General features: G+C 61.4%; 22 protein-coding genes and 1 tRNA gene. 17 read left to right on the top strand and 6 right to left on the bottom strand.

Features of this window, described 5'->3' with window-relative positions:
* The first annotated feature begins 47 nt into the window (after positions 1-47).
* The 12 genes from EGX79_06610 to EGX79_06555 all read left to right on the top strand — a co-directional run bounded on the left by EGX79_06610 (position 48) and on the right by EGX79_06555 (position 12869).
* Positions 48-701, top strand: a complete 654-nt coding sequence (locus EGX79_06610; GenBank protein AYX81880.1) for an NUDIX hydrolase — start codon at positions 48-50, stop codon at positions 699-701.
* A complete protein-coding gene (locus tag EGX79_06605; protein ID AYX81879.1) occupies positions 698-1636 on the top strand; it encodes a site-specific tyrosine recombinase XerD in 939 nt (312 codons plus the stop codon). The genes EGX79_06610 and EGX79_06605 overlap by 4 nt, the downstream gene beginning before the upstream one ends.
* Positions 1637-1700: 64 nt before the next feature.
* On the top strand, positions 1701-2576 hold the full coding sequence (locus EGX79_06600; protein AYX81878.1) for a ParA family protein: 876 nt from the start codon (positions 1701-1703) through the stop codon (positions 2574-2576).
* Positions 2577-2627: 51 nt separating this feature from the next.
* A complete protein-coding gene (locus tag EGX79_06595; GenBank protein AYX81877.1) occupies positions 2628-3422 on the top strand; it encodes a segregation/condensation protein A in 795 nt (264 codons plus the stop codon).
* 190 nt (positions 3423-3612) lie between these two features.
* Positions 3613-4161 (top strand): SMC-Scp complex subunit ScpB, encoded by a 549-nt coding sequence (scpB, locus tag EGX79_06590; GenBank protein AYX82756.1) that lies wholly within the window; start codon positions 3613-3615, stop codon positions 4159-4161.
* 433 nt (positions 4162-4594) lie between these two features.
* Positions 4595-5728 carry a hypothetical protein gene (locus tag EGX79_06585; protein AYX81876.1) on the top strand — a complete coding sequence of 378 codons (1134 nt, stop codon included), beginning with the start codon at positions 4595-4597 and terminating at the stop codon, positions 5726-5728.
* A gap of 286 nt (positions 5729-6014) precedes the next feature.
* Entirely contained in the window at positions 6015-7295 is a 1281-nt protein-coding gene (locus EGX79_06580) for an adenosylmethionine--8-amino-7-oxononanoate transaminase (protein AYX82755.1), read from the top strand.
* Between the two features lie 27 nt (positions 7296-7322).
* Positions 7323-8012 (top strand): ATP-dependent dethiobiotin synthetase BioD, encoded by a 690-nt coding sequence (bioD, locus tag EGX79_06575; protein AYX81875.1) that lies wholly within the window; start codon positions 7323-7325, stop codon positions 8010-8012.
* 224 nt (positions 8013-8236) lie between these two features.
* Positions 8237-9211, top strand: a complete 975-nt coding sequence (locus tag EGX79_06570) for an rRNA pseudouridine synthase (GenBank protein ID AYX81874.1) — start codon at positions 8237-8239, stop codon at positions 9209-9211.
* 51 nt (positions 9212-9262) lie between these two features.
* Entirely contained in the window at positions 9263-11575 is a 2313-nt protein-coding gene (locus EGX79_06565) for a bifunctional cytidylate kinase/GTPase Der (GenBank protein ID AYX82754.1), read from the top strand.
* Positions 11576-11698: 123 nt separating this feature from the next.
* Positions 11699-12706, top strand: a complete 1008-nt coding sequence (locus EGX79_06560) for a hypothetical protein (GenBank protein ID AYX81873.1) — start codon at positions 11699-11701, stop codon at positions 12704-12706.
* Between the two features lie 86 nt (positions 12707-12792).
* Positions 12793-12869, top strand: a tRNA-Pro gene (locus EGX79_06555).
* A 103-nt stretch (positions 12870-12972) separates the two neighbouring features.
* Here the strand turns inward: EGX79_06555 and EGX79_06550 are convergent.
* Together EGX79_06550 and EGX79_06545 are read right to left on the bottom strand one after the other, a co-directional pair.
* The gene (locus EGX79_06550; protein ID AYX82753.1) at positions 12973-14223 is read right to left on the bottom strand and encodes an IS1249 family transposase; all 1251 of its coding nucleotides are present in this window, start codon (positions 14221-14223) and stop codon (positions 12973-12975) included.
* A gap of 155 nt (positions 14224-14378) precedes the next feature.
* Complete coding sequence (locus EGX79_06545; GenBank protein ID AYX81872.1) at positions 14379-14852, bottom strand: RraA family protein; 474 nt, start codon at positions 14850-14852, stop codon at positions 14379-14381.
* A 190-nt stretch (positions 14853-15042) separates the two neighbouring features.
* Here EGX79_06545 and secA2 point away from each other — a divergent pair, with 190 nt between their 5' ends.
* From secA2 to EGX79_06520, 5 genes are all read left to right on the top strand, one after another.
* Positions 15043-17322 (top strand): accessory Sec system translocase SecA2, encoded by a 2280-nt coding sequence (gene secA2, locus EGX79_06540; GenBank protein AYX81871.1) that lies wholly within the window; start codon positions 15043-15045, stop codon positions 17320-17322.
* 238 nt (positions 17323-17560) lie between these two features.
* Positions 17561-17986, top strand: coding sequence for an FHA domain-containing protein (locus tag EGX79_06535; GenBank protein AYX81870.1), 426 nt, complete (start codon positions 17561-17563; stop codon positions 17984-17986).
* A gap of 70 nt (positions 17987-18056) precedes the next feature.
* The gene (locus tag EGX79_06530) at positions 18057-18815 is read left to right on the top strand and encodes a MerR family DNA-binding transcriptional regulator (GenBank protein ID AYX81869.1); all 759 of its coding nucleotides are present in this window, start codon (positions 18057-18059) and stop codon (positions 18813-18815) included.
* A 45-nt stretch (positions 18816-18860) separates the two neighbouring features.
* Positions 18861-19460, top strand: a complete 600-nt coding sequence (locus EGX79_06525) for a bifunctional nuclease family protein (GenBank protein AYX81868.1) — start codon at positions 18861-18863, stop codon at positions 19458-19460.
* 292 nt (positions 19461-19752) lie between these two features.
* Positions 19753-20352 (top strand): MerR family transcriptional regulator, encoded by a 600-nt coding sequence (locus tag EGX79_06520; GenBank protein ID AYX81867.1) that lies wholly within the window; start codon positions 19753-19755, stop codon positions 20350-20352.
* Between the two features lie 145 nt (positions 20353-20497).
* Here the strand turns inward: EGX79_06520 and EGX79_06515 are convergent, their stop codons facing one another.
* From EGX79_06515 to EGX79_06500, 4 genes are all read right to left on the bottom strand, one after another.
* On the bottom strand, positions 20498-22096 hold the full coding sequence (locus EGX79_06515; GenBank protein AYX81866.1) for a hypothetical protein: 1599 nt from the start codon (positions 22094-22096) through the stop codon (positions 20498-20500).
* Positions 22097-22193: 97 nt separating this feature from the next.
* On the bottom strand, positions 22194-23111 hold the full coding sequence (locus tag EGX79_06510; protein ID AYX81865.1) for a 3-methyladenine DNA glycosylase: 918 nt from the start codon (positions 23109-23111) through the stop codon (positions 22194-22196).
* Complete coding sequence (locus EGX79_06505; protein AYX81864.1) at positions 23108-24322, bottom strand: HlyC/CorC family transporter; 1215 nt, start codon at positions 24320-24322, stop codon at positions 23108-23110. The genes EGX79_06510 and EGX79_06505 overlap by 4 nt, the downstream gene beginning before the upstream one ends.
* Complete coding sequence (locus tag EGX79_06500) at positions 24319-25704, bottom strand: HlyC/CorC family transporter (GenBank protein AYX81863.1); 1386 nt, start codon at positions 25702-25704, stop codon at positions 24319-24321. Before EGX79_06500 ends, EGX79_06505 begins: the two co-directional genes overlap by 4 nt.

Here is a 25704-nt window from a genome sequence, read left to right as displayed (position 1 = left end):
CTTAGCTCCGCGAGGGCGAATCCGGCCTACCTATTAGAGTGAAGCTCATGGCGCACCAATTTGACGTTGTTGATTCCGAGATTGTTCTCGAGGCACCTATCATCGCGGTCCGCCGCGACCAGGTGCGAATGCCAGGCGGGAATGTATCCGCCCGCGAGATCGTGGAGCATTTCGGCGCTGTCGCAGTCGTTGCCACAGATGAGGATAACCGCCTCTACCTGCTGAATCAGTGGCGGCAGGCAGCGGGGCAGCGCTTGGTGGAGTTGCCGGCCGGACTTCTCGATGTCGCGGACGAGGACCCACTGGAGGCCGCCAAGCGTGAGCTGGTCGAGGAAGCCGGACTGGAGGCCGAGTCTTGGTCCCTGCTTACCGATATGTTCAGCTCGCCCGGCTTCGCAGAGGAAGCGGTTCGGATCTATCTGGCTCGGGGTCTCCGTGCCGTCGATAAGCCGGAAGCCCACGATGAGGAAGCGGACATGACTGCGTCGTGGATCGCAGTGGATGAGGCAGTGGCGATGGCGCTGCGCGGAGAGATCCTCAACGGCATCGCGCTGTCCGGCATTTTGCTGGCGGCGGAGGTGCTGCTGAGGGGTGCCACGCCACGCTCGGTCGCGGAGCCGTTCGAGATTCGACCGACGGCCCTGGCGAAGCGTCGGGCGGAGCAGCTCGGCACCGGCGCGGACCTGAAACGCATCCGATGAGTTCGATCGATCCGCTTGTCGACGCCTTCGTCACCTACCTCGCGGTGGAAAAGGGGCTGTCGGCGAATACGCTCGCCAGTTATAAGCGCGACTTGGAGAAGTACCGCACCTATCTGCGGGAGATTGGGCGTACGGAATTGGCGCAGGTCACCGAGCAGGATGTGTCAGAGTTCCTGGCGTATCTGGCGCGGGGAGATAAGTCGGCGGGAAGGCCAGCGCTGGCCCCGACCTCGGTGACGCGGTCGCTGTCGGCCGTGCGGAGCTTCCACAAGTTCGCGGTGGGTGAAGGCGCGTTGGATGCGGATGTCGCCAAGCGGGTGGCGCCGCCGAAGCAGCCCTCGCGGTATCCGAAGGCGCTCAGCATTGATGAGGTCACCCGGCTTATCGAGTCCATCCCCGACGATGAGACCGCCGACGTGACGGATTTGCGCAACCGAGCGCTGGTGGAGTTTCTGTACTCGACAGGTGCGCGCGTTTCCGAGGTCACCGGCCTGGATATCGATGACGTGGACCGCGAAACCAACCTCGTGCTGCTGCGTGGCAAGGGCGGCAAGGAACGCATCGTGCCCGTGGGATCGCCGGCCATGGCGGCGCTGGATGCGTGGCTGACACGCGGGCGGCCGAGCTGGGTGCGGGCGAACTCCGGGCCGGCGCTGTTTATTAACTCGCTGGGGCGCAGGCTGTCTCGGCAGTCGGCGGGAAATACGCTGGCGGAGCTAGGCGAGCGCGCCGGGCTGAGCGTGAAAATCTCCCCGCACACCCTGCGCCACAGTTTCGGCACACACCTCATTGAGGGCGGTGCCGATGTGCGCGTGGTCCAAGAGCTGCTGGGGCACGCCTCGGTGACGACGACCCAGATCTACACCATGATTACCGCGGAGAATATGCGACGAGTCTGGGCGGGGGCTCACCCACGGGCTGAATACTCGCGGTAATATGTGGCGGTAATATATCGCGCAGTAGAATTGATGAGAAATCTTCAAGGAAGAGGGATTGACTGTGGCTGAAGAAGGGTTGTTTGAGGCCGATCGAGTTGAACTCGGTCTCACCGGTCGCCCGGCACGTGAGCTGCCGGAACCCGCACCCCTGACCAGTCACGGCCCCGCGGTCATCCTGGCAATGTGTAACCAGAAGGGCGGCGTGGGGAAGACCACCTCGACCATCAACCTGGGCGCGGCACTGGCGGAGTTTGGCCGTAAAGTCCTGCTCGTTGACTTGGACCCGCAAGGCGCACTATCCGCCGGTCTCGGTGTTCCCCATGAGGAACTTGACCTGACCGTCTACAACCTCATCGTCGACGACACCACCGATGTCCGCGACGCCATCCACCACACCAAGGTTTCCGGCCTGGATCTCGTCCCGGCCAACATCGACCTGTCGGCGGCGGAAATCCAGCTTGTCAACGAAGTCGGCCGCGAACAGGCCTTGGGGCGCGCACTGCGCCCAGTGATGAATGACTACGACTTCATCATCATTGACTGCCAGCCGTCGCTAGGCCTGCTGACCGTCAATGCGCTGACCATCTCCGAGGGCGTCATCATCCCAATGGTGGCGGAGTACTTCTCCCTGCGCGGTCTGGCACTGCTCACCGACACGGTGGCCAAGGTCCGCGACCGCCTGAACTTCAACCTGGAAGTCTCCGGCATTTTGGTCACCATGTTCGACCGCCGCACGCGCCACGCCAAGGAAGTCATGGAACGCCTCATCGAGGTCTTCGGTGACAAGGTCTTCGACACGGTCATCACCCGTACCGTCCGCTTCCCGGAAACCTCCGTCGCCGGCGAGCCCATCACCACCTGGGCACCGAACACCCCAGCTGCGGCGCAGTACCGCAACCTGGCCCGCGAGGTCATCGAGCGCAAAGGCCGCAAATAATAGGTGACTTCCCCGGATAGTTACACTCCCGAACCGTCGTCAAGCGAGGGCGTGCAGGAAGAGATCACCGGCTTCCGCGTCGCGCTCGCGAACTTCAACGGGCCCTTCGACCTGCTGCTGCAGCTCATCAGCAGCAAAAAGATGGACGTCACCGAGGTCGCGCTGGCGGCGGTGACGGACGAGTTCATCTCGTACACGCGCAGCCTCGACGCAGTCAGCGATCTCGACGAAATCACCGAATTCCTCGTCGTGGCAGCGACGCTGCTCGACCTCAAGACCGCACGACTTCTGCCGCGTGGCGACGTCGACAGCGAAGAAGACCTCGAACTGCTAGAAGCACGCGACCTGCTGTTCGCCCGACTGCTGCAATACCAGGCGTATGGCAAGGTAGCCGACCAATTCGAGGAGTGGCAGAAGACCGCGCCGCGGCGCTATCCGCGAGCTGTGGGGCCGGACAAGCAGTTCGAGGAGCTGCTGCCGCCCGTGCGCCTGGGCATGACGCTTGGGGAGTTCGCCGAGTTTGCGGCCGTCGTGATGCGGCCGAAGCCGCCGGAGGAAGTCGGCGTCGGGCACATCCACGGTGTGCCCGTGTCCGTACCGGAGCAGGCGGGCAAAATTCTGGACTCGCTGCGGCTGGCCGGCGAGGGGACCTGGTTGACGTTTACGCAGCTGACCTCGGAGTGCCGCGTGTCCATGGAGGTTGTCGGGCGGTTCCTGGCGCTGCTGGAGCTCTACCGAGCCAAGGCGATCGGTGTGGAGCAGGAGGAGGCGCTGGAGGAAATCCACGTGGCCTGGACCGGGCTGGACGTGGACCCGGCCGTCGTGGCGGCGGCGAACTGGGAGTAGGTGGCTGGGGCTGGCTGTTGGGGCTGGGCTTGGTCGGGCGTGGGCTTGGTCGGGCTGGTGCTAACAGCTGATTAGCGCCCGGCCAATTAGCGCCCGGCGCGGGAGGTTGCGTAATCTGACCCGCATGAGCGAAACCAGTTCCGGACCATCCGAGCAGGCCGTGGAGCCCGCGTCTGCTTCTTCGGCTCAGTTGCCGCCCATTGACCCGTTGCGAGCAGGCGTTGAGTCGATTCTGCTGGTAGTCGATACGCCGGTGGCGGCGGAGGATATGGCGCGGGCGCTGGATGTTTCCGCAAGTGATGTCCGTGACGTGCTTCGCGAGATCGAGTACGAATACCGTGCACGTCGCAGCGGCATTGAGCTGCGTGAAACGGATGAGGGCTGGCGCTTCTACACGGCTCCCGCGCACGCCAGCGCGGTGGAGCGATTCTTGCTGGATGGCTCGCAGTCGAAGCTCTCACGTGCAGCTATGGAGACGCTGGCAGTGGTGGCTTACCGACAGCCGGCCACGCGTGCGCAGGTCTCCGGTGTACGCGGTGTCAATGTCGATGGGGTGATGCGCACGCTGGTCGCGCGCGGTCTGATTGCGGAGTCCGGAGAGGACCCGGCAACCGGCGCGCATTTGTACGTTACGACGACGCTGTTCCTGGAGCTTTTGGGGATTGATTCGCTGGACCAGCTGCCTGATTTGGCTCCGCTGCTGCCTGAAGTCGACTTGATCGACGAGCCGTTGGACTAGGTGGGGTTCTGGGGCGGTTGGACAGGGGGCCTAGCTGGGCCGCGGGGCTGCGGGGCTGCGGGGCTCGCTCCATCGGCTAACCCACTTCACGACACGCGTGTCACCTCATGCCACCTCCACAGCTGCCACGAGGTGACGTGGGTGTCGTGAAGTCGCATTCCGGGCTGGGTATGCTGCTCGCTACAGCTCACTGCGAGCCTTTGCACCCACCACACCCACACCGCACACCACACCCACCACACGCATTGTGGATAACTCCCGAAAACTGCAAACTATCCACAGTCGATGCCAAATCGATGCCTCCTGAGTCTCCGTGTGAGCCCAAAAATGAGAACGTAGCACTCGCAAGCACTCGCAAACACTCACAAACCCACAAACACTCACATCACCACCCACCAACCAGCAGTTGCCTGGACCTCAGGAGCGCAATCCGATGCCGCAGTGGATCTACGACGCCGACGACATCATCCGTACCGGCCAGCAGCGCGAATGCGCCCGCCCCAGCACATTCGCAATTTCCCGAATCGGCCAGCACTCCGACCGAGATCTCCTCCGGCGGGCCAAAAGCGGCAGCCTCCTGTGGCTCGCATACGGCGCGTACGTGCCTGTCGACAGGTGGCTCACCCTAAACAGCACCGAACGTTACATCCTGGAAATCAAAGCGCTCGTCCATCGCGGCACCACCACCGTAGTCACCCGCGATGCCGCCGCTGCTCTCCACGGTTTACCTCTACTCACGCACAACACTCCCATCGCAATCGCCAACTCCGGCCGCACGCGCGGGCAATCGCGAAGCACACCGAATGGCCCGTACCAGCCGCACAAACGCCTCATCCGCGTCTCCGGCCGGATTCTCCCCGAGGACATCGTAGAAATCGATGGCCGCCTCGTCACCGATGTCCCAAAGTCCGTCATCGACGTCTGCCGTTCCCGCACCCCGCACAATGCACTAGTGCTTGCCGACGCCGCCCTCCAGCGCCACACCGACACCGAGGAGCTGTTGGCCACGTTGGCTGCATATCCGCGTGCTCCGGGAAATGCACAGGCCAGGAGATTGTTGGGGCAAGCGACAGCGTCGTCGGAAAGCATTGGGGAATCGCTCACTAAAGAAGCAATCGTCCAGGCGGGGCTAGCTTCTGTCGACGATTCTCGTACTCCGTTGCTTCAGCAGGTGTCCTTTCGGGATGATCGTGGCTTCATCGCACGCGTGGACTTCTACCTGCCCGAGCTTGGGCTGATCGTCGAGTTCGATGGCCGTATGAAATACACCGATGGCGGGGTCGCGGACACGCAGGTGGCAATCGCAAAGGAGTTGGAGCGCGAAAAGCGCCTGAAGAACCTCGGGTTGAATGTCATCCGGATCGTCTGGTCACAGCTTTTCGACGGCTCCGCCGTAGCCACCTTGCGGCAAGCGGCCGCAGACATCCGGCGTCACTTGGCAAATGGTGGCAGTTGCTATCGCGGAAACTACGCCTTCGCGCGGCAGCCCATCACAATCACAGGTAAGGCGGCCGAGTTGGCCATGCGTCGCCGACGAGTGTGGAGCCAAGCGGGGCGGCTGTACTAGCTGGCTGGCTCATCGGGCCCACCCCAAAACCCCACTTCACGACACAGGTGTCACCTCATGCCACCTCCGCAGCTGCCACGAGGTGACATGGGTGTCGTAAAGTCGCTGCGACTGTCTGTAATCCTTGCGAGAAGCTCCACCACCAACCCCGAACGGCGTTCAAGTCCGGTGCTGTACAGGTATTATGCTGAGTATCATGACAGCCTCGGAAACCGCCCAGCCGCACACCCCGCAGCACTCCCAACCACCCGCCCAACCACCCACCCAACCACACACCCAGCCAGCCATCGCCAACCTCGCCCAATTCGATGCCGACCACATCTGGCACCCATACGGCCCCATCCCGTCGCCGGTTGCGCCCAAGCTGGTCGAGTCCGCCGAGGGCGTCAACCTCCACCTCGCCGACGGCCGCACCCTCATCGACGGCATGAGCAGCTGGTGGGCCGCCTGTCACGGCCACTCGCACCCGAAGCTGGTCGCAGCCGCGAAGAAGCAGGCCACCACGATGTCGCATGTCATGTTCGGCGGACTCACACACCGTCCGGCCATCGAACTGGCGGAGAAGCTCCTAAAGCTCGCAGGCCCCGGCTTCGATGCCATTTTTTACTCCGACTCGGGTTCGGTCTCCGTCGAGGTGGCGATCAAAATGGCGTTGCAGTATCAGCAGGCCAAAGGCCATCCCGAGCGCACCCGACTGGCCACGTGGCGCGGCGGCTATCACGGCGACACTCGCGCACCCATGACTGTCTGCGACCCCCAGGGCGGCATGCATTCGCTGTGGACGGGGCAGTGGACTCCGCAGGTCTTCGCCGACAAACCGCCCGCCCGCGGCGCAACCGAAGAGGAACGCGCACGCTATCTCGCGCACTTCGATTCGCTTATCGACGACTCCGTCGCCGGCATCATCATTGAGCCGGTAGTCCAAGGCGCTGGTGGCATGCGGTTCCATGACCACGAGCTGCTTGTGGGGCTCCGGAAGCTGTGTGACAAGCACGGCATTCTCCTTATTGCGGATGAGATCGCCACCGGCTTCGGCCGAGCTGGCGACCTGTTCACGACGCAGGCGGCCGGGATTGTGCCGGATATTATGTGTGTCGGCAAGGCGCTGACCGGCGGCTTTATGAGCTTCGCAGCCACCCTCGCCACCGCCGACGTGGCTCGCAACATTTCCAGTGGCGCAGGCGGAGGCATCATGCACGGCCCGACCTTCATGGGCAACCCGTTGGCCTGTGCCGTGGCCTGCGCGCAGCTCGACCTGATTGCAGAGGGGCAGTGGCGTGAGGATGTCCCGCGCATCGAGTCCCGACTCCGCAACCAGCTCCAGCCCCTAGCCAGCAGCGATGCCGTGGCCGATGTGCGGGTTCTTGGCGCAATCGGGGTCGTGGAGATGCAGCGCCCCGTGGACATGGGTCTGGCCACTGCAGCGGCTGTCGATGCCGGGGTGTGGCTGCGGCCATTCGGCAAATTGGTGTACACCATGCCGCCGTACATCAGCACCAATGACGAGGTCGACCGTATCTGCGAGGCCATCGCCGCCATCGTCGCCGCCGAGGAAGAACGCAAGTAGCGCAACCAAAAAGGAGCACCACCCACCATGAGCATCGTCCTTGTCACCGGCACCGGTACCGATATTGGAAAGACCATCGGCACGGCAGCCCTGGCGGCGGCACTTCGCGAGGAGGGAAAGGAGGTGCACGTCGTCAAGCCAATTCAGACCGGTTTTCCGGGCCCAAATGGCGGTGATTTGGACACTGTCGCGGAGCTGACGGGGATTGACAACCTGCATGGCTTCGAGCGTTACCCCGAGCCGATGGCGCCGGTGGCGGCGGCGCAGCGCGCGGGAATGCGCCTGCCGAACGCCACGGAGATCGCGGAGAAGATCAAGCTTATCGACGGGCCGAACCGCGTTGTCCTCGTGGAGGGCGCGGGCGGCTTGCTGGTGCGACTCGGCGAGGACTGGGCGCTGCCGGAGCTGGCGGGGTTGTTGCCGGGTAGTCAGATGGTGGTCGTGACGCGGTTGGACCTGGGGTGCCTGAACGAGGCGGAGCTCACCGTCGAGGTGGCGCGGGGCCGTGGGGTCAATGTCACGGCGCTGGTGGGCGGTTCGTTGCCGGCGGAGGTCGACCCGATCATTGAGACGAACCTGGAGGAACTGCCGCGCATCACCGGGGTGCCGCTGCTGGGGTCGGTGCAGGCGGGAGCTGGCGCGCTGGACCGGCAGGAGTTTGTGGCGAAAGCTACGCAGTGGCTGCCGGGCGTGCGAGAGTGGGCCGCAACGCTGTAAAAGGCGCTGTAGGTGGAGGCCGCGCAGGACGTCGTTAAGCTGGTGTTTTGCGAGAAACGTGCTAAGGTGACTAGACGACAAGGCGCGAGGCTTTCTCTGTAATTCTCTTTATTAACCTGCTTCCACCGGCCATTTTGGGCCCACGGGGGAGAGAACAGCGTCGCCTGGCGCTGAAGTTCTAACAAACAGAACAATCTCCAACGCTTGAAAAGGATGTAGGTCAAGTGGCTAAACCCGCTCGCCGAGAAGGCACACCGGCACACAAGAACCGTAACAATCACTCCAACCGCGCACATGGCTCCACTAACGCCCAGCGCAATCGCAGTCGCCGTGACAGCGGCGCGAAGATGGAGACCTCCAACGTCCACGCGAAGGACATCTACGTATCCAACGCCCGCCCGGCGCGCCACCAGCACGTGGACTCCGACCGTCGTAGTTCGGGCAAGCGCGCTCACAGCCAGGCAGGCGAGGGCGTGCGCTTGCAGAAGGTGCTCGCGCAGGCAGGCGTGGCGTCGCGTCGTATGGCGGAAAAGCTTATCGACGAAGGCCGCGTCGAGGTTGACGGCAAAATCGTGACGCGACAGGGCGTGCGGGTGGACCCGAACACGTCTGTGATTCGCGTTGATGGTTCCCGTGTCATCGTCAATGAGGACATGCAGTACTTCGTCCTGAACAAGCCGCGTGGTGTGCAGTCGACCATGCACGATGACATGGGCCGCCCGTGTGTGGGCGACATCATCGGTGAGAAGATCAGCGCTGGTCAGCGACTCTTCCACGTGGGTCGCCTGGATGCGCCCACCGAGGGGCTGCTGCTGCTCACCAACGATGGTGAGCTGGCCAACCGTCTGATGCACCCGAGCTACGAGGTCACCAAGACATACATGGCCACCGTTGTCGGCGAGGTCGACCCCAAGGTCATGCGTGAGCTGGAAAAGGGCATCGAGCTCGATGATGGCATCGCCAAGGCGGACATGGCGCAGATCATCGACGTTTGGCAGGGCCGCTCTATCGTCCGCATCGAGCTGCACGAGGGCCGCAAGCACATCGTCCGCCGGATGCTCAAGACCGCGGGCTACCCAGTCGAGCGCCTGGTGCGCACTAAGATTCACACTGTCCAGCTGGGCGAGCAGACCCCGGGCGCTCTCCGCGCACTCAACCGCGCTGAGCTGACCTCCCTCTACAACGCGGTGGGGCTGTAAATGGCACTAGTGAAAAAGAACGAAGAAAACCAAGGCGCTGAAGGAGCCCACATGAGCGAGCAGAACACTGACGACATGCTGTTGGTTGCCATCGATGGCCCCTCCGGCACCGGAAAGTCGACCGTCTCTCGGATGGTCGCAACCGAGCTGGGTGCAAAGTACCTGGACACCGGCGCTATGTACCGCGTTGCCACCCTGTGGGTGCTGCGCCAGGGCATCGACCCGACCGACGAGGAAGCCGTGGCCAAGGCGACGGCCGCCCTGCCGCTGGAAGTCTCCGATGACCCGAACTCCACCGCCGTCCTCCTCGACGGCGAGGATGTTTCCGGCGAGATTCGCGGCCCGGAGGTCACCCGCAACGTGTCGGCGGTCTCGGCGATTCCAGCCGTGCGCACCAACCTGGTCGCACTCCAGCGCTCGCTGGCCGCATCGGCGGTGCGTTGTGTGGTGGAAGGCCGCGACATCGGCACGGTCGTTCTCCCGGACGTTCCGGCGAAAATCTTCATGACCGCATCCGCAGAGGTCCGCGCTCGCCGCCGCTACGACCAGGACATCGCTGCTGGTCGTGAGGCTGACTTCGACACCGTGCTTGCCGACGTCATCCGCCGCGACGAACTCGACAGCAACCGTGCGACCTCTCCGCTGAAGCCAGCCGAGGATGCGTTCATTCTGGACACCTCTGAGATGGACATTGAAGAGGTCGTGGAAAACGTCCTCGATGTCGTTGAGGCCGGCTACCCGGGGTCCACCATGGACTGGGACGATGTCGACAACGAGGAGTTCGAGGAATCTTACGAGGGCTCTTACGACGATTCCGAAGACGATACCGCCGGACACCTGGTCGCAAACGTGGAGAGCGAAAACGCGCCGGGCACCGCAGGCAGCCACACCAGCGCAGACGAGTTCATCGACCGCACAATCGCCGACCACGAGACGATCATCTCCGAAGCCATCGAGCGCGCCGAAACCGGTCAGATCGACGACGATGCCGACTGGGAAGAACTGGAAAACGCCTTCGCAGCGCTTGGCGTGAGCGACGAGGAGGAAGAAGCTCTTCCGACCGTGGCCATTGTGGGACGACCGAATGTTGGTAAGTCCACCATGGTTAACAGGTTCATTGGCCGTCGTGAAGCAGTTGTCGAAGACTTCCCGGGCGTGACCCGCGACCGCATCTCCTACCTGGGTGAATGGGGCGGACGTCGCTTCTGGGTGCAGGACACCGGCGGCTGGGACCCGGATGCCAAGGGTATGCATGCGGCGATTGCTCGTCAGGCGGAGACCGCCATGGAGACCGCCGATGTGATTGTCATGGTTGTCGACACCACCGTTGGCATCACGGCTACGGAAGAGGTCATGGCCCGTCGCCTGCAACGCGCGGAGCAGCCAGTTATTCTCGCTGCCAACAAGTTTGAGTCGGATTCGCAGCTTGGCGACGTCGCGGAGTTCTGGGCCCTCGGGCTCGGCGAGCCGCACCCAACCTCGGCCCTCCACGGTCGTGGCAATGCCGACGTGATGGACGAAGTGGTGTCCTCCTTCCCGGAGGTGCCGCGTGCGAAGTCGCTGCCGACCGGGCCGCGTCGTGTGGCGCTGGTGGGCAAGCCGAATGTGGGCAAGTCTTCGCTGCTGAACAAGCTCTCCGGTGAAGATCGCGCAGTGGTCAGCGACGTGGCCGGTACCACGGTTGACCCGGTGGACTCCCTGGTGCAGATGGACGAGGCGCTCTGGCGTTTTGTGGATACCGCTGGTATCCGCAAGAAGACCAAGACCGCCAAGGGCCACGAGTTCTACGCCTCGCTGCGTACCCGTTCGACGATTGACAACGCCGAGGTCGTGATTTTCCTGGTCGATGCCTCCGAGCAGATTACCGAGCAGGACCAGCGCGTGCTGCGCATGATTCTCGACTCCGGCCGCGCACTTGTGGTCGCCTACAACAAGTGGGACCTCATGGATGAGGACCGTCGCGATCTGCTCGAGCGCGAAATTGAAGAGCAGCTGGCACACGTGCCGTGGGCTCGTCGGGTGAACATCTCCGCCAAGACTGGTCGCGCTGTGCAGAAGCTGGAGCCGGCCATGCTGGAGGCCGTGGAGTCGTGGGATAAGCGTATCTCCACTGGTCGCCTGAACACTTGGTTGCGTGCGATCATGCAGCAGAACCCGCCACCGCTGCGTGGTGGCCGCCAGCCGCGCGTGCTGTTTGCCACCCAGGCATCCTCGCGCCCGCCGGTAATTGTGCTGTTCACCACCGGGTTCCTGGAGCACGGCTACCGTCGCTTCTTGGAGCGCAAGCTGCGTGAAGAATTCGGTTTTGAGGGCTCGCCGGTGCGCATCGCGGTGCGTGTCCGCGAGAAGAAGAAGCGCCGCTAGGAAGCTCCGCCAGTTGCGCGTGGCGAGCTGAGAAAAGCCCAAAATGTGATTTAGGCGATTGCATTTTGGGCTTTTCGTTGGCATTTTAGAGTTTCAGTAAATTAGCGATAAGGAGAACTGACAATGGTCAGGCGCGGCAACAACCGTGACGGCTCTCAGCACGATGGCCGAGACAACAGCTACGGACGCGATTCCTCAAGCGCATACGGCGATGACTCCGCGACTCGCTACATTCCGCGGGACGAGGGATACCGCGGATACAACCCAGATGCCGACTTCGCGGGCGAGCAGCCGACCGAATACTTCGGTGGCGACTCCTCTGAGACACAATTCCTGCAGCGTGGCGATGAAACACGTTTTGAGAACTCGCGAGGTGCCGGAGCCGGTGCAGGTGCTGGTGCCGCCGGTGCACAAGGCAGTGGCGCACAGGGTAGCGGCCAGTACTGGGCCCCGCTTTCTGAAGAAGAACGCGGCTATGGTCAGGCGGGCCAGCAGGCAGGTGCAACCCAGCAGTACTCCGCAGGCGGCGCAGGCGGTTACGGCGACATGAATAACGGCAACAACCGCGGTAATAACCGTGGCAACAGTGGCAATGATGACTCTAAGAAGGGCTGGGGCAAGCCTGTCGCCATTGTGGCCATCGCCGCCATGGTGGCCGTAGTCGCGCTGGTAGCCCTGGTCTTGTCCTTTACTTCCGGAACCGAGGACAAAAACGACAATACTGCGGAGCCGACGCAGGAGACGTCGTCAAGCCCGACGCCGACGACAACCTCGCCGGAAGAAACCACGACAAGCCCAACCGATCGTTTGGACCCGTCGGGCACGATTAACGACACCCGTGAGCGCCTTGAGCAGGAGCTCGACCAACTTCGCGAGTCGCCGCCAGCTATCCCTGGCCCCGGTGAGCGCAGCAGCGGTTGGGGCACCATCCCGCAGGGCGTGGTGGGCAAGAGCCCGGCATCGGTTGAGGTGGAATTGCGTACCAACGGCTACCAGAATGTGACTGTCGTCGACGCCGAGGGCAATCCGACCAACTCTGTGGCCGCGATTATGGGTAAGGTTGCCTCGATTGATCCGCCGGAGGGACAGATGGCGGAGACATCCACGCCTGTGACCATCTACCTGCAGTAATGCGGTAGGCAGGGCAGGGGTCTGGGGCGATTTTCGCCTTCAAACTCCAATGATGTAACCTATAGCTCGTTGCACTTTCGTGCACGCGGGCTGTAGCGCAGTTTGGTAGCGCACCTCACTGGGGGTGAGGGGGTCGTCGGTTCAAATCCGGTCAGCCCGACAAAAATAGCCGCCGTCTTCTGGAAGATTCCGGGAGGCGGCGGCTTTTGTTTAGGGTTAAGTGACAAAAAGTGTGTCCGCTCGGTGTGTCGCCGGGTGGGCCCTTTTTATCTCATGGGCCCTTTCCGGATTCCTATGTTGTGTTGGTATTCGGTTGGGATAGCGTTGTCGTAGAAGGCTGGTCGTCCTGTTTCGTGGTCGGCTTTGTTGTGGTCTTCTGGGACAAGATCGTTGACTTTGGCGAGTTGATCTTGTCCGTAATTGCACTGCCTGGCGATCTTTAGCGGGTCGTCAGGCAGCTGCGTTTTCGAGTGCAGGTACCACTCGAGCATTTTGCGTTGGCGCTCCCCGGACCTGCCGCGATGCGCGTCGGCGATGCGTTTGAGCTGGGCGTTGACGCCGCCTTCCAGACTGTTGGTTGTTGATGCCCAGCGCTGTGGTTCGAGTGCTTCTGGTGGTGGCTGCAGGTAGGTAAACAGCCAGTTATTGCGCGATAGGTGCAGCAGTGAGTTGTATGCCTTGCGAACTCGCAGGTGGGTCCATTCCCACTGGTTGTTGAGGGTGCGGCGTTCTTTGGGGAGGGGTGTTTTTTCGTTGAGGAATGCTTTGAATACCTGTCCGAAGTCATGCAGGCGCAGCGTCCACTCCCGTGCCTGGTCGAGTGTGGTGATACGGGTCAGTTTCAACGCCAGGGCGTAGATAGCTTTGCCTGCGTCGGTGCGTGGACGGCTGGTGGTGTAGCGACGGACCACGCGTTGGGCATGGACAAGGCAGCGTTGGATGCGGGTGGTTGGCCAGCAGGTTTTGATTGCTGAGTAGGCGCCTTGGCCACCGTCGAGGACAACGCATAGTGGTGGGGCGATGTTTTTGAGTAGTTGGGTGTAGGCGTGGGCGGTTTCGCGTTGTGTCCAGTGCCATGCGATGACGTGGTCGTGGCTGGCTGCCACAAGTAAGCAGCCAGCGTCGGTGTAGGTGCCGTCGATGAAGATTTGGTCGTAGACCCGGTTGGGATCGGGGGTGTTAGGGACATCGATAAGCCACAATGAGGTGAACCGGCGGTCGAGTGTGCGCCGGGAGACATTCAAGGTGTCGGCCACCTTGGTTAAAGAAGCAGTGCCGGTGACGTAGGTGTGAAACGCTTTGAAATCCCGGGTGTGGGTCTGATCGGGGCGGTGTCGTGTTGTTGAGCATCCGCAGTCAGGGTTTTTGCATCGCCACCTGGTTGTCCCTTTGGTTGTGGTGCCGTTTTTCTTCATTTGCCCAGCGCATATAGGGCATCGGGGTCTGTTTGGAGTCACCCAGAAAGACAACCAGGCCCCTGTTACCACATGCAGGAGCCATTCCGGTGGATTGAGCAAGAAACGGGCCTGAATAAGGTCTGGAACCTTATATAAGCCCGTTTTATGCGGCCTGACCAGCAAATAGGCTGAAAATCAGACACACTTTTTGTCACTTAACCCTTTGTTTACGGCTATTGCTTGCGGTTTTGTCTGCCGTCTAGCGCACAAGCGCACTAGCGCACGACAATACCGTCGGAGTCAGCGTAGAGCGTCTCGCCCGGAACGAAGTCAATGCCGCCGAAGGAGACAACGACGTCGCGCTCGCCCTCGCCGGTCTTGGTGGACTTGCGCGGGTTGGTGCCAAGCGCCTTGCAGCCGAAGTCCATCTCGCCAATCAGCTTGGAGTCGCGAATCGCGCCGTTGACGACCACGCCAGCCCAGCCATTGTCCTTGCCGAGCCCCGCAATAACGTCACCGACCAGAGCCGTGTGCACAGAAGCGTCACCGTCGATGACGAGGACACCGCCTTCAGACGGCTCGGAGAGAACCTTCTTCAGCAGCGCGTTGTCCTGGAAGCACTTGACCGTGGAGATCTTGCCGCAGAACTCCAGGCGACCGCCGAGGTTACGCATCTGGGTATCGCAGGAACGCACGTCCGGGCCGATCTCGTCAACCAGGTCAGCGGTGGGGATGAATTCGATTGCCATAGGGGATTCAAGTCCTTCCGAAAATTGCTCGCATCAAGTGTTAAACCCATTGTTTCAAACTCAAGATGTGACTAAAGACATATGGTGCAAATTCGCTGGCGGCGATTGACACTCCGAAGGCCGGCCCAGATTGATTACTCTGGTGAGTCAGAACGCGCCGACAACCACACGCGCGCAGGAAGGGTAGAAGATGGCTGGGTTTAATTGGTTTTGGAAGGCTCTTAGCGGCAAGCAGGGGCGCAACCAAAAACGCAGCGTAGGGCTGGTGGCACGCGCCGCTGAGCTCGAGTCGCAGGTACAGGCGCTTTCCGACGTCGACCTCGCCGACTTCACCCGCCAACACGCCACCGACGCACCGGAGCTTTTAGCCGCGCTCCGCGAAGTCTCCCAGCGCACCCTGTCCATGCGCCCCTTCGATGTGCAGCTGCAAGGCGCACTGGCGCTCATGGAGGGAGACGTCGTCCAGATGGCCACTGGTGAGGGCAAGACCCTCTCCGGCGCCCTGGCTGCAGCAGGGTTCGCGCTGCGTGGCCACCGCGTGCATTCGGTGACCGTCAACGACTACCTCGCAGGCCGCGACGCGCAGTGGATGCAACCTCTGTTCGGGTTCCTAGGCCTCTCGGTGTCGGCTATTTCGCCGCAGGAGGGACCGGGGGAGCGTCGTAAAGCATATGCGGCAGACATCGTCTACGCCGCCGTCAACGAACTCGGCTTCGACGTTCTGCGCGACCGCTGCGCGCCGACCATCGAAGACCGCGTGCAGTCGCCCGCTGATGTCGCGATCATCGACGAGGCCGACTCCGTGTTGGTCGATGAAGCGCTGGTCCCGCTCGTGCTTGCCGGCAATGAGCCGGGCACAGCACCGACCGGACAGATCACCGACGTGGTGCGCCGCCTGCAGCTCGGCGACGACTACACCGTCGACGAAGGTCGTCGCAACGTCTTCCTCACCGATACCGGCGCCGCACGCGTCGAACGGCTGCTTGGCATCGGCTCACTGTACGACGCCGAACATGTCGGCACCACCCTGGTTCAGGTCAACGTTGCACTGCACGCCCACGAGTTGCTGCAGCGCGATGTCGACTACATCGTGCGCGACGGCAAGGTACAGCTCATCGACGCCTCGAAGGGACGCGTGGCGGAACTGCAGCGCTGGCCGGACGGTCTGCAAGCAGCGGTAGAGGCCAAGGAGGGGCTGCAGGTCTCGGAGGGCGGTCGCATCCTCGACTCCATGACCATCCAGCAACTCGTCGGCCGCTATGACATCACCTGCGGCATGACCGGCACCGCCACCTCCGCAGGAGACCAGTTCCGCGAGTTCTACGGACTTCACGTCTCCGTCATCGAACCCAACGTCCCATGCATTCGTGACGACGAGCCCGACCGCATCTACGCCACCACCGACGACGCGTTCGCCGCGCTTGTCGACGAGGTCGTGGAACTCAACGGCACTGGTCGACCAATACTCGTAGGCACCCGTGACGTGGCGGAATCGGAACGACTAGCCGATGCGCTGGTCCTGCGCGGCATCGAATCCTCGGTGCTGAACGCGAAAAATGACGAGCTGGAGGCCCAGGTCATCGCCAATGCTGGCGATATTGGCCGCGTGACGGTGTCCACCCAGATGGCCGGACGAGGAACCGACATCCGCCTCGGTGGGGCAGATGAATCCAACCGAGATGCGGTGGTCGAACGCGGTGGACTATGCGTTATTGGCCTGGGCAAGCACCGCACTGACCGACTGGACAATCAGCTGCGTGGCCGCGCCGGGCGCCAAGGCGATCCGGGCTCGTCGGTGTTCTTTGTCTCCCTGGATGATCCGGTGATTTCCGAGGGCGCTGCTGGCGAGACGCTGAGCGTGCTGCCCGAGGATGATGGCCGTGTCCGGGATAAGAGGGCATACCAGTTCATCGACCGCGCACAGCGAGTGACAGAGGCGACCATGCTGTCGATTCATGCGACGACGTGGAAGTACAACAAGCTCATCGGTGACCAGCGCGAGATTCTGGATGAGCGCCGGGAGAAACTGCTGACTACTAATGCAGCCTGGGAAGAACTGTCCAAGTTGGCATCGGCGCGGGCCAAGGAAGTCGAATCCGTAGTCGGGCGCGATGTCGCCGAGGATGCTGCCCGGGAAATCATGCTGAGCCACCTGGATCGCGGATGGTCAGACCACCTGGCGGATCTGGATGACCTGCGGGAGTCGATTCACCTGCGCGCGCTGGCTAAGGAAAGCCCCATTGATGAGTTCCACCGCGCCGCCATCGGCGCCTTTAAGAACCTGGTGAACAATGCCGTTACCGAGTCGGTGCAGACCTTCCAGGAGGTCGAAATCGACGGCGAAGGCGCACATCTGGAGGACACGGGTCTTGCTCGCCCGAGCTCGACGTGGACTTACATGGTCAACGACAACCCATTGAGCAATGGTGGTGGCTCGGTCGTCGGCTCGATTGCCGCGATGTTTAGGTAAGCCGTAACCACAAGTTTGGTAACAATTTGAAAATATTTCTCAGGTGACCGGCCTAGGTACACCCACAGAGAAAGCTCTCAGATGTCGGTATTTACGCATATCAATCATGTTGTACATACCCTGTCGGTGAGCTGCGTCACAACATGGTTGGGATTAGATAACAACATGAAAGCGGTTGGGGCGCTATTATCTAAAAAGTAACGAGTAAATCGCCCAAGGTTATCCCGGAGGGAAAGATATGACTAGCAATAGCGGCCAGCCAGAGGCATCGGTCGAGACCACCTCGGTCTTCCGTGCAGATTTGCTGAAGGAAATGGAGTCCGGCTCTAACACGGACTCCACGGTCTCCGGTGTTGAAGGACTTCCGGCGGGCTCGGCACTCTTGGTTGTCAAGCGGGGGCCAAATGCGGGTTCGCGTTTCCTGCTCGATCAGGCAGTCACCACCGCTGGTCGTCACCCGGACAGCGACATCTTCCTCGATGATGTGACTGTTTCCCGTCGTCACGCAGAGTTCCGCAAGAACGGTGACTCCTACGAGGTCGTCGACGTGGGATCGCTGAACGGTACCTACGTTAACCGCGAGCCGAAGAACTCCGCGGTTCTGGCTAATGGTGACGAGGTTCAGGTCGGTAAGTTCCGCCTCGTCTTCCTGATCGGTAACTAATTCGACATCGGTTAATGTCGGCACCTGTCGGCATTAACCCCTTATTTTTGTAAAGGCTCGGAAAAGACCAGTGGCAGCAGTACGCAAATCAGCAGTTTCGCAGCCGACTTCGTCGGAAAGCACTGCGAAGCAAGCACGCTCGGTGGGCAAGAAGAAGACCATCGGTGCTGTGCTGAAGGAAGTCAAGGTTGAGTTCCCTGATGTAACGCTGTCCAAAATTCGTTTTCTCGAGTCGGAAGGGCTGCTGTGCCCGTCGCGTAGTTCCTCGGGCTATCGTCGCTACAGCCAAGCGGACATTGACCGTCTGCGCTACATTCTGACCGTTCAGCGCGATAACTACTTGCCGCTGAAGGTTATTAAAGAGCAGCTCGACGAAATTGATGCGGGCAACGCTGGCGGCGACGGTCTGGCTTCGGTTACTCCACTGGTGACGGCGGATCAGTTCCGCGAAGCTGCAGTGGTCTCGCTGACGCAGGCGGAGCTGGCAGAGCGCACCGGCGCTAGCGAGAAGTTCATCACTGAGCTGGTCCGCGTCGGCCTGATTACTCCGGATACGCTGAACATGTTCGACGGCGATGACCTGCTCATCACTGAGACGGCAGTCAAGCTGGCTGAGTTCGGCCTGGATGCCCGCCACCTCAAAACTGTGCGTACCGCTGCGACCCGTGAGGCTGATTTGGTGTCGCTGGCAGCTAGTCCGCTGAGTAAGTCGCGTGCGGCTAGTGGCAAGCAGAAGGCTGTGGAAATGGGCCGTGAGATGACCGCGCTGATGGTCACGCTGCACGGCACGTTGGTCAAGCGCCAGGTCAACAAAGATCTGGGGAAGTAGTCAGTAGTCGCGCGTGAATAGCGGCTCGCTACAATTATCGCTGTTATGGACGAAAAACTCGTAGAAGTCAAGTTTCTAGACTGGATGGCGCATCCTCCTGAGGACGATCCGGTACTGCTCCTGCATGCCGAAGAGACTAACCGGATTATCCCGATTTGGATTGATTTGGCGACGGCGACGGAGTACTCCGCCCGCGAGACCGGCGCTACGCAGCGTCGCCCGGGCATGCATGACGTCTTTGTCGACACGCTGGACATGGTGGGGCAGAGCGCCCTACGTGGCCAGATTACGGGCGTGCATGAGGGCGTTTTCATCGCCAGCCTGGTGCTCGAAGGTGGCGCAGAGATTGATATGCGCCCCTCCGACCTAATCCTTATCGCCAGCGAGCTTGAGGTCCCGCTGTATGTTGCGCGCGATGTGCTCGACGCCACGTCGGTGTCGGCGCGTCTTGTCGCTACCAATGGCGGTTCGCTTACCGACGATACGGAGACCGACTCTGTCGAGGCATCGGTGTCGGAGTTTGCTGAATTTCTCGACAGTATTGATGCTGACTACTTCGCCGAGCCGCATGGTGATGCGGAGGACAAGAAGTCTGATGGTGAAGCCGACGGTGGCGCCGATTCAGCTTCCGATGGCGACCGTTAAACGTGTGACTGGAGTGAATAACTGGCTACTTTTGGGGTAGTTGTGACGCTTATTTCCTCCGGCGTGTCGCTGAATGACCCCATAAAAGGGGTAACTTTTCGGAAGTTATAGTTTCATCCCGTCCTGTGGTTTTGCTCCAGGGTTGTGCTTGAGCTGGGGAAACTGCGGCTCCAAACTCTAAACCTTAACTTTAGGTTTAGAGATTCGGCGTGTCGTGCTGTGATGTATTGACAGCCGATTAGCCTTGGCGAAAGATAAATAACGGCAGTGAAACTACCTCGGGAGAATTTATATGGTCGACGACAACAGCGGTTCGCTCTTTGGCGACAATGAGCTCCGTGCGTCGGACTCGCAAGAGCCGCGCGCGGTCCAGGAATCCCTGTTCGACATGGGACCGGACGAGCAGGTTGGCTACCGCGTTCCTATCGCATGTCAGGTAGCGGGCATTTCTTACCGCCAGCTGGACTACTGGGCACGCACCAAGCTGGTGGAGCCTTCTATTCGTACCGCCAAGGGGTCAGGTACCCAGCGTCTGTACTCCTTCCGTGACATCCTCGTTTTGAAGATTGTCCGCGGTCTGCTGGACACCGGTATTTCCCTGCAGAACATCCGTCTGGCTGTCGATCGCCTGCGTGACCTCGGCGTCGATGACCTGGCTACCATCACGCTGGTTTCCGACGGTCGCACCGTCTACCAGTGCCGCTCCAATGAAGAGGTCATCGACCTGCTCAACGGTGGCCAGGGAGTGTTCGGCATTGCTGTCCCGGGCATTATGAAGGAACTGACTGGCACCATCGCCTCCTTCCCGTCCGAGCGTATCGACGGTACTCAGGAGAACCCAGGTACTGGCATCGATGAGCTGGCTGAGCGTCGTCGCCGTCGCATCTCCTAACAGGCAATTGTATGGCTGAATAGCGGCGTCGCTGTTATGGCCTCCGCTCAAATAGCCGAAACAAGCTAAACAAAAACCGCCTTCCACAACTGGTTCCGTTTTTCCTCTCCCGAGGTTGGACCAGATGGAGGCGGTTTTTTGCTACTTACTCCGTACCGATAGCCGCAGCCAGCTGAGAGGCCAGGCCAGCGCCGTAGTCGGCCGCAATGCGCAGAGAGCCAGTAGTCATATTTGCCACTTCCTGCAGCTCGGGGCTGGAGCTGTCCCCGTCGGGAAGCACGATGACCTCAATCGTTACCGGGCGGTCCGGGCTAATGAGTTCCTTGATCCTCTCGACAGACTCGGCGGCATCGGCGCCCGAGGCATCGCGACCAGAGGTGAGCACGACGAGACGGTTCGGCTTGTCAGGGGAGTAGGTGTCGCGGGCGGCCTGGTAGGCATCGATAAGCGCTGGCCAGAACTGTGCCTCACCACCAGCCGGAAGTTCGGCCAGCGACCCCTTTACGGCGTTCGCGCCGTTGTTGGCCTCGTCATCGGGCGCGGGAAGTTCCGCGAGACGGTTCACCTCAGGTGCGAATGTCCACAGGCCGTAGCGGCCACCAGGTGCCGCATCGATAGCGCCGGAAAGTGCCGCAGACAGCGCCCCAACATCGACGCCCTCGGAGGTGTCAGCGAGCAGGAGCGCCGAACCCACCGCAGTTGCGGGCTGTTGCGCGTCCGGCTGCTCCAGTGCTGGCGGCAGCGCAAAAGAATCCGTCTGAATCTGCGAGAGCACTCCAAAGTTCTCCGCTACTTCAGGGCTGAAAGTGCTCTCAGCAGCTTCGCCGTCGGCGCCATGATCTGCTGCGAAGTTCCGGAAGTCCTCGGCCGCGCGAGCCGTGTTCTCGTCAATCTTGCCGCCGGAGCCAAAGGTGACAACTGGCGCGTGCAACTGGGGTGCATCCGCAGGGGAGACCAGCTTCAGCCCCTCGCCGGCCATCTGCAGCATGGGCTGGGTCGCGGCCACGCCGTCGAAATCAGCGACGTTCTGGCTGAGCATGGTCAGCAGAGTATTGGAGGTGTAGACCTCACCCAAGCCCGCGCGTTCGCGAGCGACATCCGGGCCACCGCCAAGTCGAGCACTGATCACCGCAGACAGTGCCGCATCGGAGCCACCGGGGGCGGCCACGCGCAATCCCGCAAGCTCTTCCCAAGTGGCGTTGTTCAGCTGGTCAGCACGATTGGTTGTGAAGGCCACGCCGCTGGCAATCGGCGGCAACCACGTCTTGGGGTTGTTGACCTTGACCTTGTCCGAGTTCTTCGCCTGGTCCACGAAAGAGATATCGGCGGGAATCCAGACGCCCGGAGTCATAATTCCGGTACCAGCTTCATCCGCAGCGGGGTCCTCCGGAGCTCCCTCACCAGCTTCAGCACCGCCAGCCTCAGTCAGGGCGTTCACAACCTCCTGCGAGCCCGCCACCGTAATCTGTGGCCGCACACAGAAGTCCCTCACCACGGGATTCGACTCGCCATAGTCCTGCACAAGCTTCTGTGCCGAGCCCACCGCAGCAGGATCAGCGGTCACCACCAGCGTCAGGTCACCCTTCGTACACCGTGCACGGTCAGCATCAATCGACGAATCGTTGCTCTTGCGCAGATTAACCCAGGCAAAAACCGCAGCCACCAGAACAATTACCACCAAGACGGCAATAAAAGGCCCCTTAGCCACTCGATAGTTGTTCTCTCCCGAGGCGTGTCGTCCCATGTCGTTCTAGCCCTTTCTATGCTGAGTGTGCTCGGCACTGTCGACTCGCAGCAGACCTCGTCGTAAAGCACAAACGCGCACGTAACTCCTGCCAACTTTACTGCGTGGACAAGGCGACATCTACCACTTCGAGAAGACGGCCGCGCAGAACATCGGCACGCGCGCTGAGCTCACGCTGGCGGCGGACGTACTCGGCCTTGCCTTCGGGCGTTTCGATGCGAATGGGCGCAAAACCCCAATCCCGCAGATCGTAGGGAGCGGCGCGCATATCCAACTCACGGGCACTGCACGCGAGCTCGAAAGTATCCAGCCACAGGTCGCCGGGGACCGCCTCGCCGAGCTTGGTCGCCCATTTATACAAGTCCATGTTGGCGTGCAGACACCCCATCTGCTCACAGTGCGGCTGTGTCTCGCGCGTCGGGGCAAACTCGTTGAGCGGCACGGCGTCGGGCGTGAAGAAACGGAAGGCGTCGAAGTGCGTACATCGAACCGTGTGGGCCTCGACGACCTCGTCCGTGCCTGCCTGACCCAGCCGCAGGGGCTCCGGGTGACGATGCTCGGGCTGGCGATACACCATCGCCCATTCATGCAGGCCAAAGCAGTCAAAGTGCGCCGGATTCGCGCGCGTCGAACGCAACAGATTGCCGATGTACGCCACCGTCGTACCTCGCTTATCGACGTACGCCGAAACATCCATGCGCGCCGTCCCAGAGGCGGTATCGGTGGGCTCCTTGCGGGCAGGGCTATCGGTAGTGTCGTCCGTGTCGAGGGTAAAGAACTTCAGGTGACTGATGTCTTTGGCCGTCGCACCGGGAAGATCTACGCCGATGCCCGGTGACCAGCGGCGGAGTTGGCCGGGTTTAACGGGGTAGTACTCGAAGATGAAGTCCCAGACCGGGTGGCGCTGGCCGCGACTGCGACGGGACAGGCGGTCGCGGGTCAGGACATCGACGCGGGCGATATGCCTTGCTTTGGCTTCACGCCAATCGAAAGACGAATCGGGCGTAGGCGTCACGGCTGGCGCCCCTGCGTGCTGCCCGGTCGGGTCCGGGGCTGGTTCACGGTCGAGTGCTGCTTTGGCGCACCGCTGCGACGCGGGGAGACCTCGTGGGTCCAGTCGCGCACGACACCGACCTGCTCCTCGATGAGGTCCTCCAGAGCCACGATGCCGATCTGCTCCGCGCCGGAGAAAGCACCAGTCTTCGGAGCGATGCTTGCCGGGGCGTTTGCGCGCAGGTGCGGCTTTGGCATGCGAGCGCGTACAGCCACTGCCATGTGGGCGCTGTAGCGGCGCATGATGCGCAATCCCTCATCCAGCGTGGCATCGATCGGAATCTCAATCATCGGGCGAATCTCGTCATCGGGGATGGCTGTCTCTGGGCCGGAGGCAGGATCCATGACGCGGTCGAGGACATCTTTCACGTGAACATAGCCGCGGTACTCGTTGGGTTCATTGTTGGCTGCAGCGACGGGGAACCGGGAGAATCCAGTTTCGGTGACCGCCGTCTCTAGGTCGCCCACAGTCGGTGCGGTGGGGAGGCGCCGAATTTGCTCGTGCGGAATCAGTACCTCCTCAATGGTGCGCGTGGCCGAAGCCAGTGTGCGACGAAGGCGGACGTGCTCCTCGCTGTCAAGGAGCCCCTCTTGACGAGACTCCGCAATCATCGATGCCAACTCAGTGGAATCGACAGTGGTGTCGAGCTCATCGCGCTGCTCAATGCCGAACAGCTTAAGCGTATGGCGAGCCATCCAGTTAAACAGCAGCAACAGCGGCTTGGTCAAGCGGTAGAAGACCATGTGAACAGGAATAAGCAGCATGGCCATCGTTTCCGGTCCTGCCAGCGCGATATTCTTCGGCACCATCTCACCGAGCATGATGTGCAGCACTGACACCAGCATCAATGCGATGGCAAAGCTCAGCGGGTGCAGCAGCGACTCCGGAATACCCATGGCGTGGAAAGGAGCTTCCAGCAGATGTGCCAGCGCCGGTTCAGAGACCTTACCCAGCAGTAGCGAGGCAATGGTGATGCCCAGCTGTGCGGCGGCGAGCATCATCGACAGGTGCTCAGAAGCATTGATAACTGTGCGTGCGCGCTTCTTTCCCTGAGCCAGCAGCGCTTCCAAACGGTCACGGCGCGCAGCAATAAGTGAGAACTCCGCGCCCACGAAAAACGCGTTGACCAACAACAAGAAGAAAGTCAGGAGGATTCCAAACCAGTCACTCATAGGTTGAACATCTCCTTAGCGCGCTCGTTGGTCACAGGAATCAAAATGGCACGGTCCACGCGGCGGTCATCCATCGCCAGAATGCGGGCGTACCAGCGTCCGGCGATACCCGATTCGAACTCGTCCATGAAGTCGCGTTCGGTCTCTGGCAGCAGGACGACGTCACCGACCTCCGGGATGCGACCGAGCGCAAACATAATCAAGCCACCGAGCGTTTCGAAGCTACCTTCTGGGGCGAAGTATCCGACCTTGGTCGGCAGCTCGTCGGTACGCACAAGGCCAGAGCAGTTCCAACCTTCGATCGCGCGTTTGACTTCCTGCTCGGACTCCTTGTCGTCGTACTCATCCCAGACCTCGCCAAGAATTTCCTCGACGACATCCTCGATGGTGACAATGCCGGCGATGCCGCCGTACTCATCGGCGACCAGCGCAATCTGCGAGCCGGCCGAACGCACGGCCTCCAGTACGGCATCGCCGTCCAGCGACTGCGGCAGCGTCGGCACAGGCCGTGCAATCTCCCGCATGGTGGTGGTTGAGCGCTTCGCCGCAGGCACCGCAAATGCGTCCTTGACGTGGACAACACCGACAGTGGCATCGAGGTCCCCGTCAGTAATGGGGAAGCGGGAATGCCCCGATTCGATAGCGACAGCCAGCAGATCCAGCGCCGTGTCATCGACATCGAGGGAGGTAATCGTCGACCGCGGCGTCATTAGGTCCTCCGCCGTCGTTTCGCCAAAGCGTAACGACGACTCGAGTACAGCGGCCTTCGACTCATCCAATGCACCCTGCTCCGCAGAATTACGTACCAGTGCTTCCAGCTCCTGAGGGGAACGCGCTGAAGCCAACTCATCCGCCGGTTCAATACCGAGCTTGCGCACCAGCCAGTTCGCCGTGGCATTCAGCGAATGGATGAAGCAGTGGAACACCCAGTTAAACGCCATCACCGGACGAGCCGTAACTCGCGCTACTGCCAGCGGCTCTGTAATCGCGACATTCTTTGGCACCAACTCGCCATAGACCATCGACAACATCGTGGCCACGATGAGGGCAAGAATCAGTGCGGTCGGTCCCGCTGCAGACTCGCTGAGCCCCATCCAATGCAACATCGGCGTGAAGTACTGTGCCAGCACCGGTTCCGCGAGGAAACCAGTTGCCAGCGTGGTCAACGTAATGCCCAGCTGTGCACCGGAAAGATGGAAGGACAGTCGATTATGCGCCTTGTGAACGGCCTCAGCAGGTGCATCCGCTGAACGGGCGCGGTCGGCGTCAATCGTAGATCGCTCCAGTCCCGTCAGCGCGAATTCAAACGCCACAAAGAGGCCGGTGCCAGCGGTTAGCGCGATAAAGCCGACAACCGCGACAATATTGAGAACAATATCCAC

The organism is Corynebacterium jeikeium (assembly GCA_003955985.1).
GTDB lineage: Bacteria > Actinomycetota > Actinomycetes > Mycobacteriales > Mycobacteriaceae > Corynebacterium > Corynebacterium jeikeium_D.
The sequence above is the reverse complement of the archived record's forward strand: the minus strand, read 5'-3'. Positions and strand labels throughout refer to the sequence as shown.

Excerpts from the sequence above, each read along its gene's own strand:
- EGX79_06585 (AYX81876.1), top strand. The coding sequence starts at position 4,595 with ATGCCGCAGTGGATCTACGACGCCGACGACATCATCCGTACCGGCCAG.
- EGX79_06560 (AYX81873.1), top strand. The coding sequence starts at position 11,699 with ATGGTCAGGCGCGGCAACAACCGTGACGGCTCTCAGCACGATGGCCGA.
- EGX79_06565 (AYX82754.1), top strand. The coding sequence starts at position 9,263 with ATGAGCGAGCAGAACACTGACGACATGCTGTTGGTTGCCATCGATGGC.
- secA2 (AYX81871.1), top strand. The coding sequence starts at position 15,043 with ATGGCTGGGTTTAATTGGTTTTGGAAGGCTCTTAGCGGCAAGCAGGGG.
- EGX79_06525 (AYX81868.1), top strand. The coding sequence starts at position 18,861 with ATGGACGAAAAACTCGTAGAAGTCAAGTTTCTAGACTGGATGGCGCAT.
- bioD (AYX81875.1), top strand. The coding sequence starts at position 7,323 with ATGAGCATCGTCCTTGTCACCGGCACCGGTACCGATATTGGAAAGACC.
- EGX79_06545 (AYX81872.1), bottom strand. The coding sequence starts at position 14,852 with ATGGCAATCGAATTCATCCCCACCGCTGACCTGGTTGACGAGATCGGC.
- EGX79_06610 (AYX81880.1), top strand. The coding sequence starts at position 48 with ATGGCGCACCAATTTGACGTTGTTGATTCCGAGATTGTTCTCGAGGCA.
- EGX79_06535 (AYX81870.1), top strand. The coding sequence starts at position 17,561 with ATGACTAGCAATAGCGGCCAGCCAGAGGCATCGGTCGAGACCACCTCG.
- EGX79_06505 (AYX81864.1), bottom strand. The coding sequence starts at position 24,322 with ATGAGTGACTGGTTTGGAATCCTCCTGACTTTCTTCTTGTTGTTGGTC.
- EGX79_06605 (AYX81879.1), top strand. The coding sequence starts at position 698 with ATGAGTTCGATCGATCCGCTTGTCGACGCCTTCGTCACCTACCTCGCG.
- EGX79_06520 (AYX81867.1), top strand. The coding sequence starts at position 19,753 with ATGGTCGACGACAACAGCGGTTCGCTCTTTGGCGACAATGAGCTCCGT.
- EGX79_06515 (AYX81866.1), bottom strand. The coding sequence starts at position 22,096 with ATGGGACGACACGCCTCGGGAGAGAACAACTATCGAGTGGCTAAGGGG.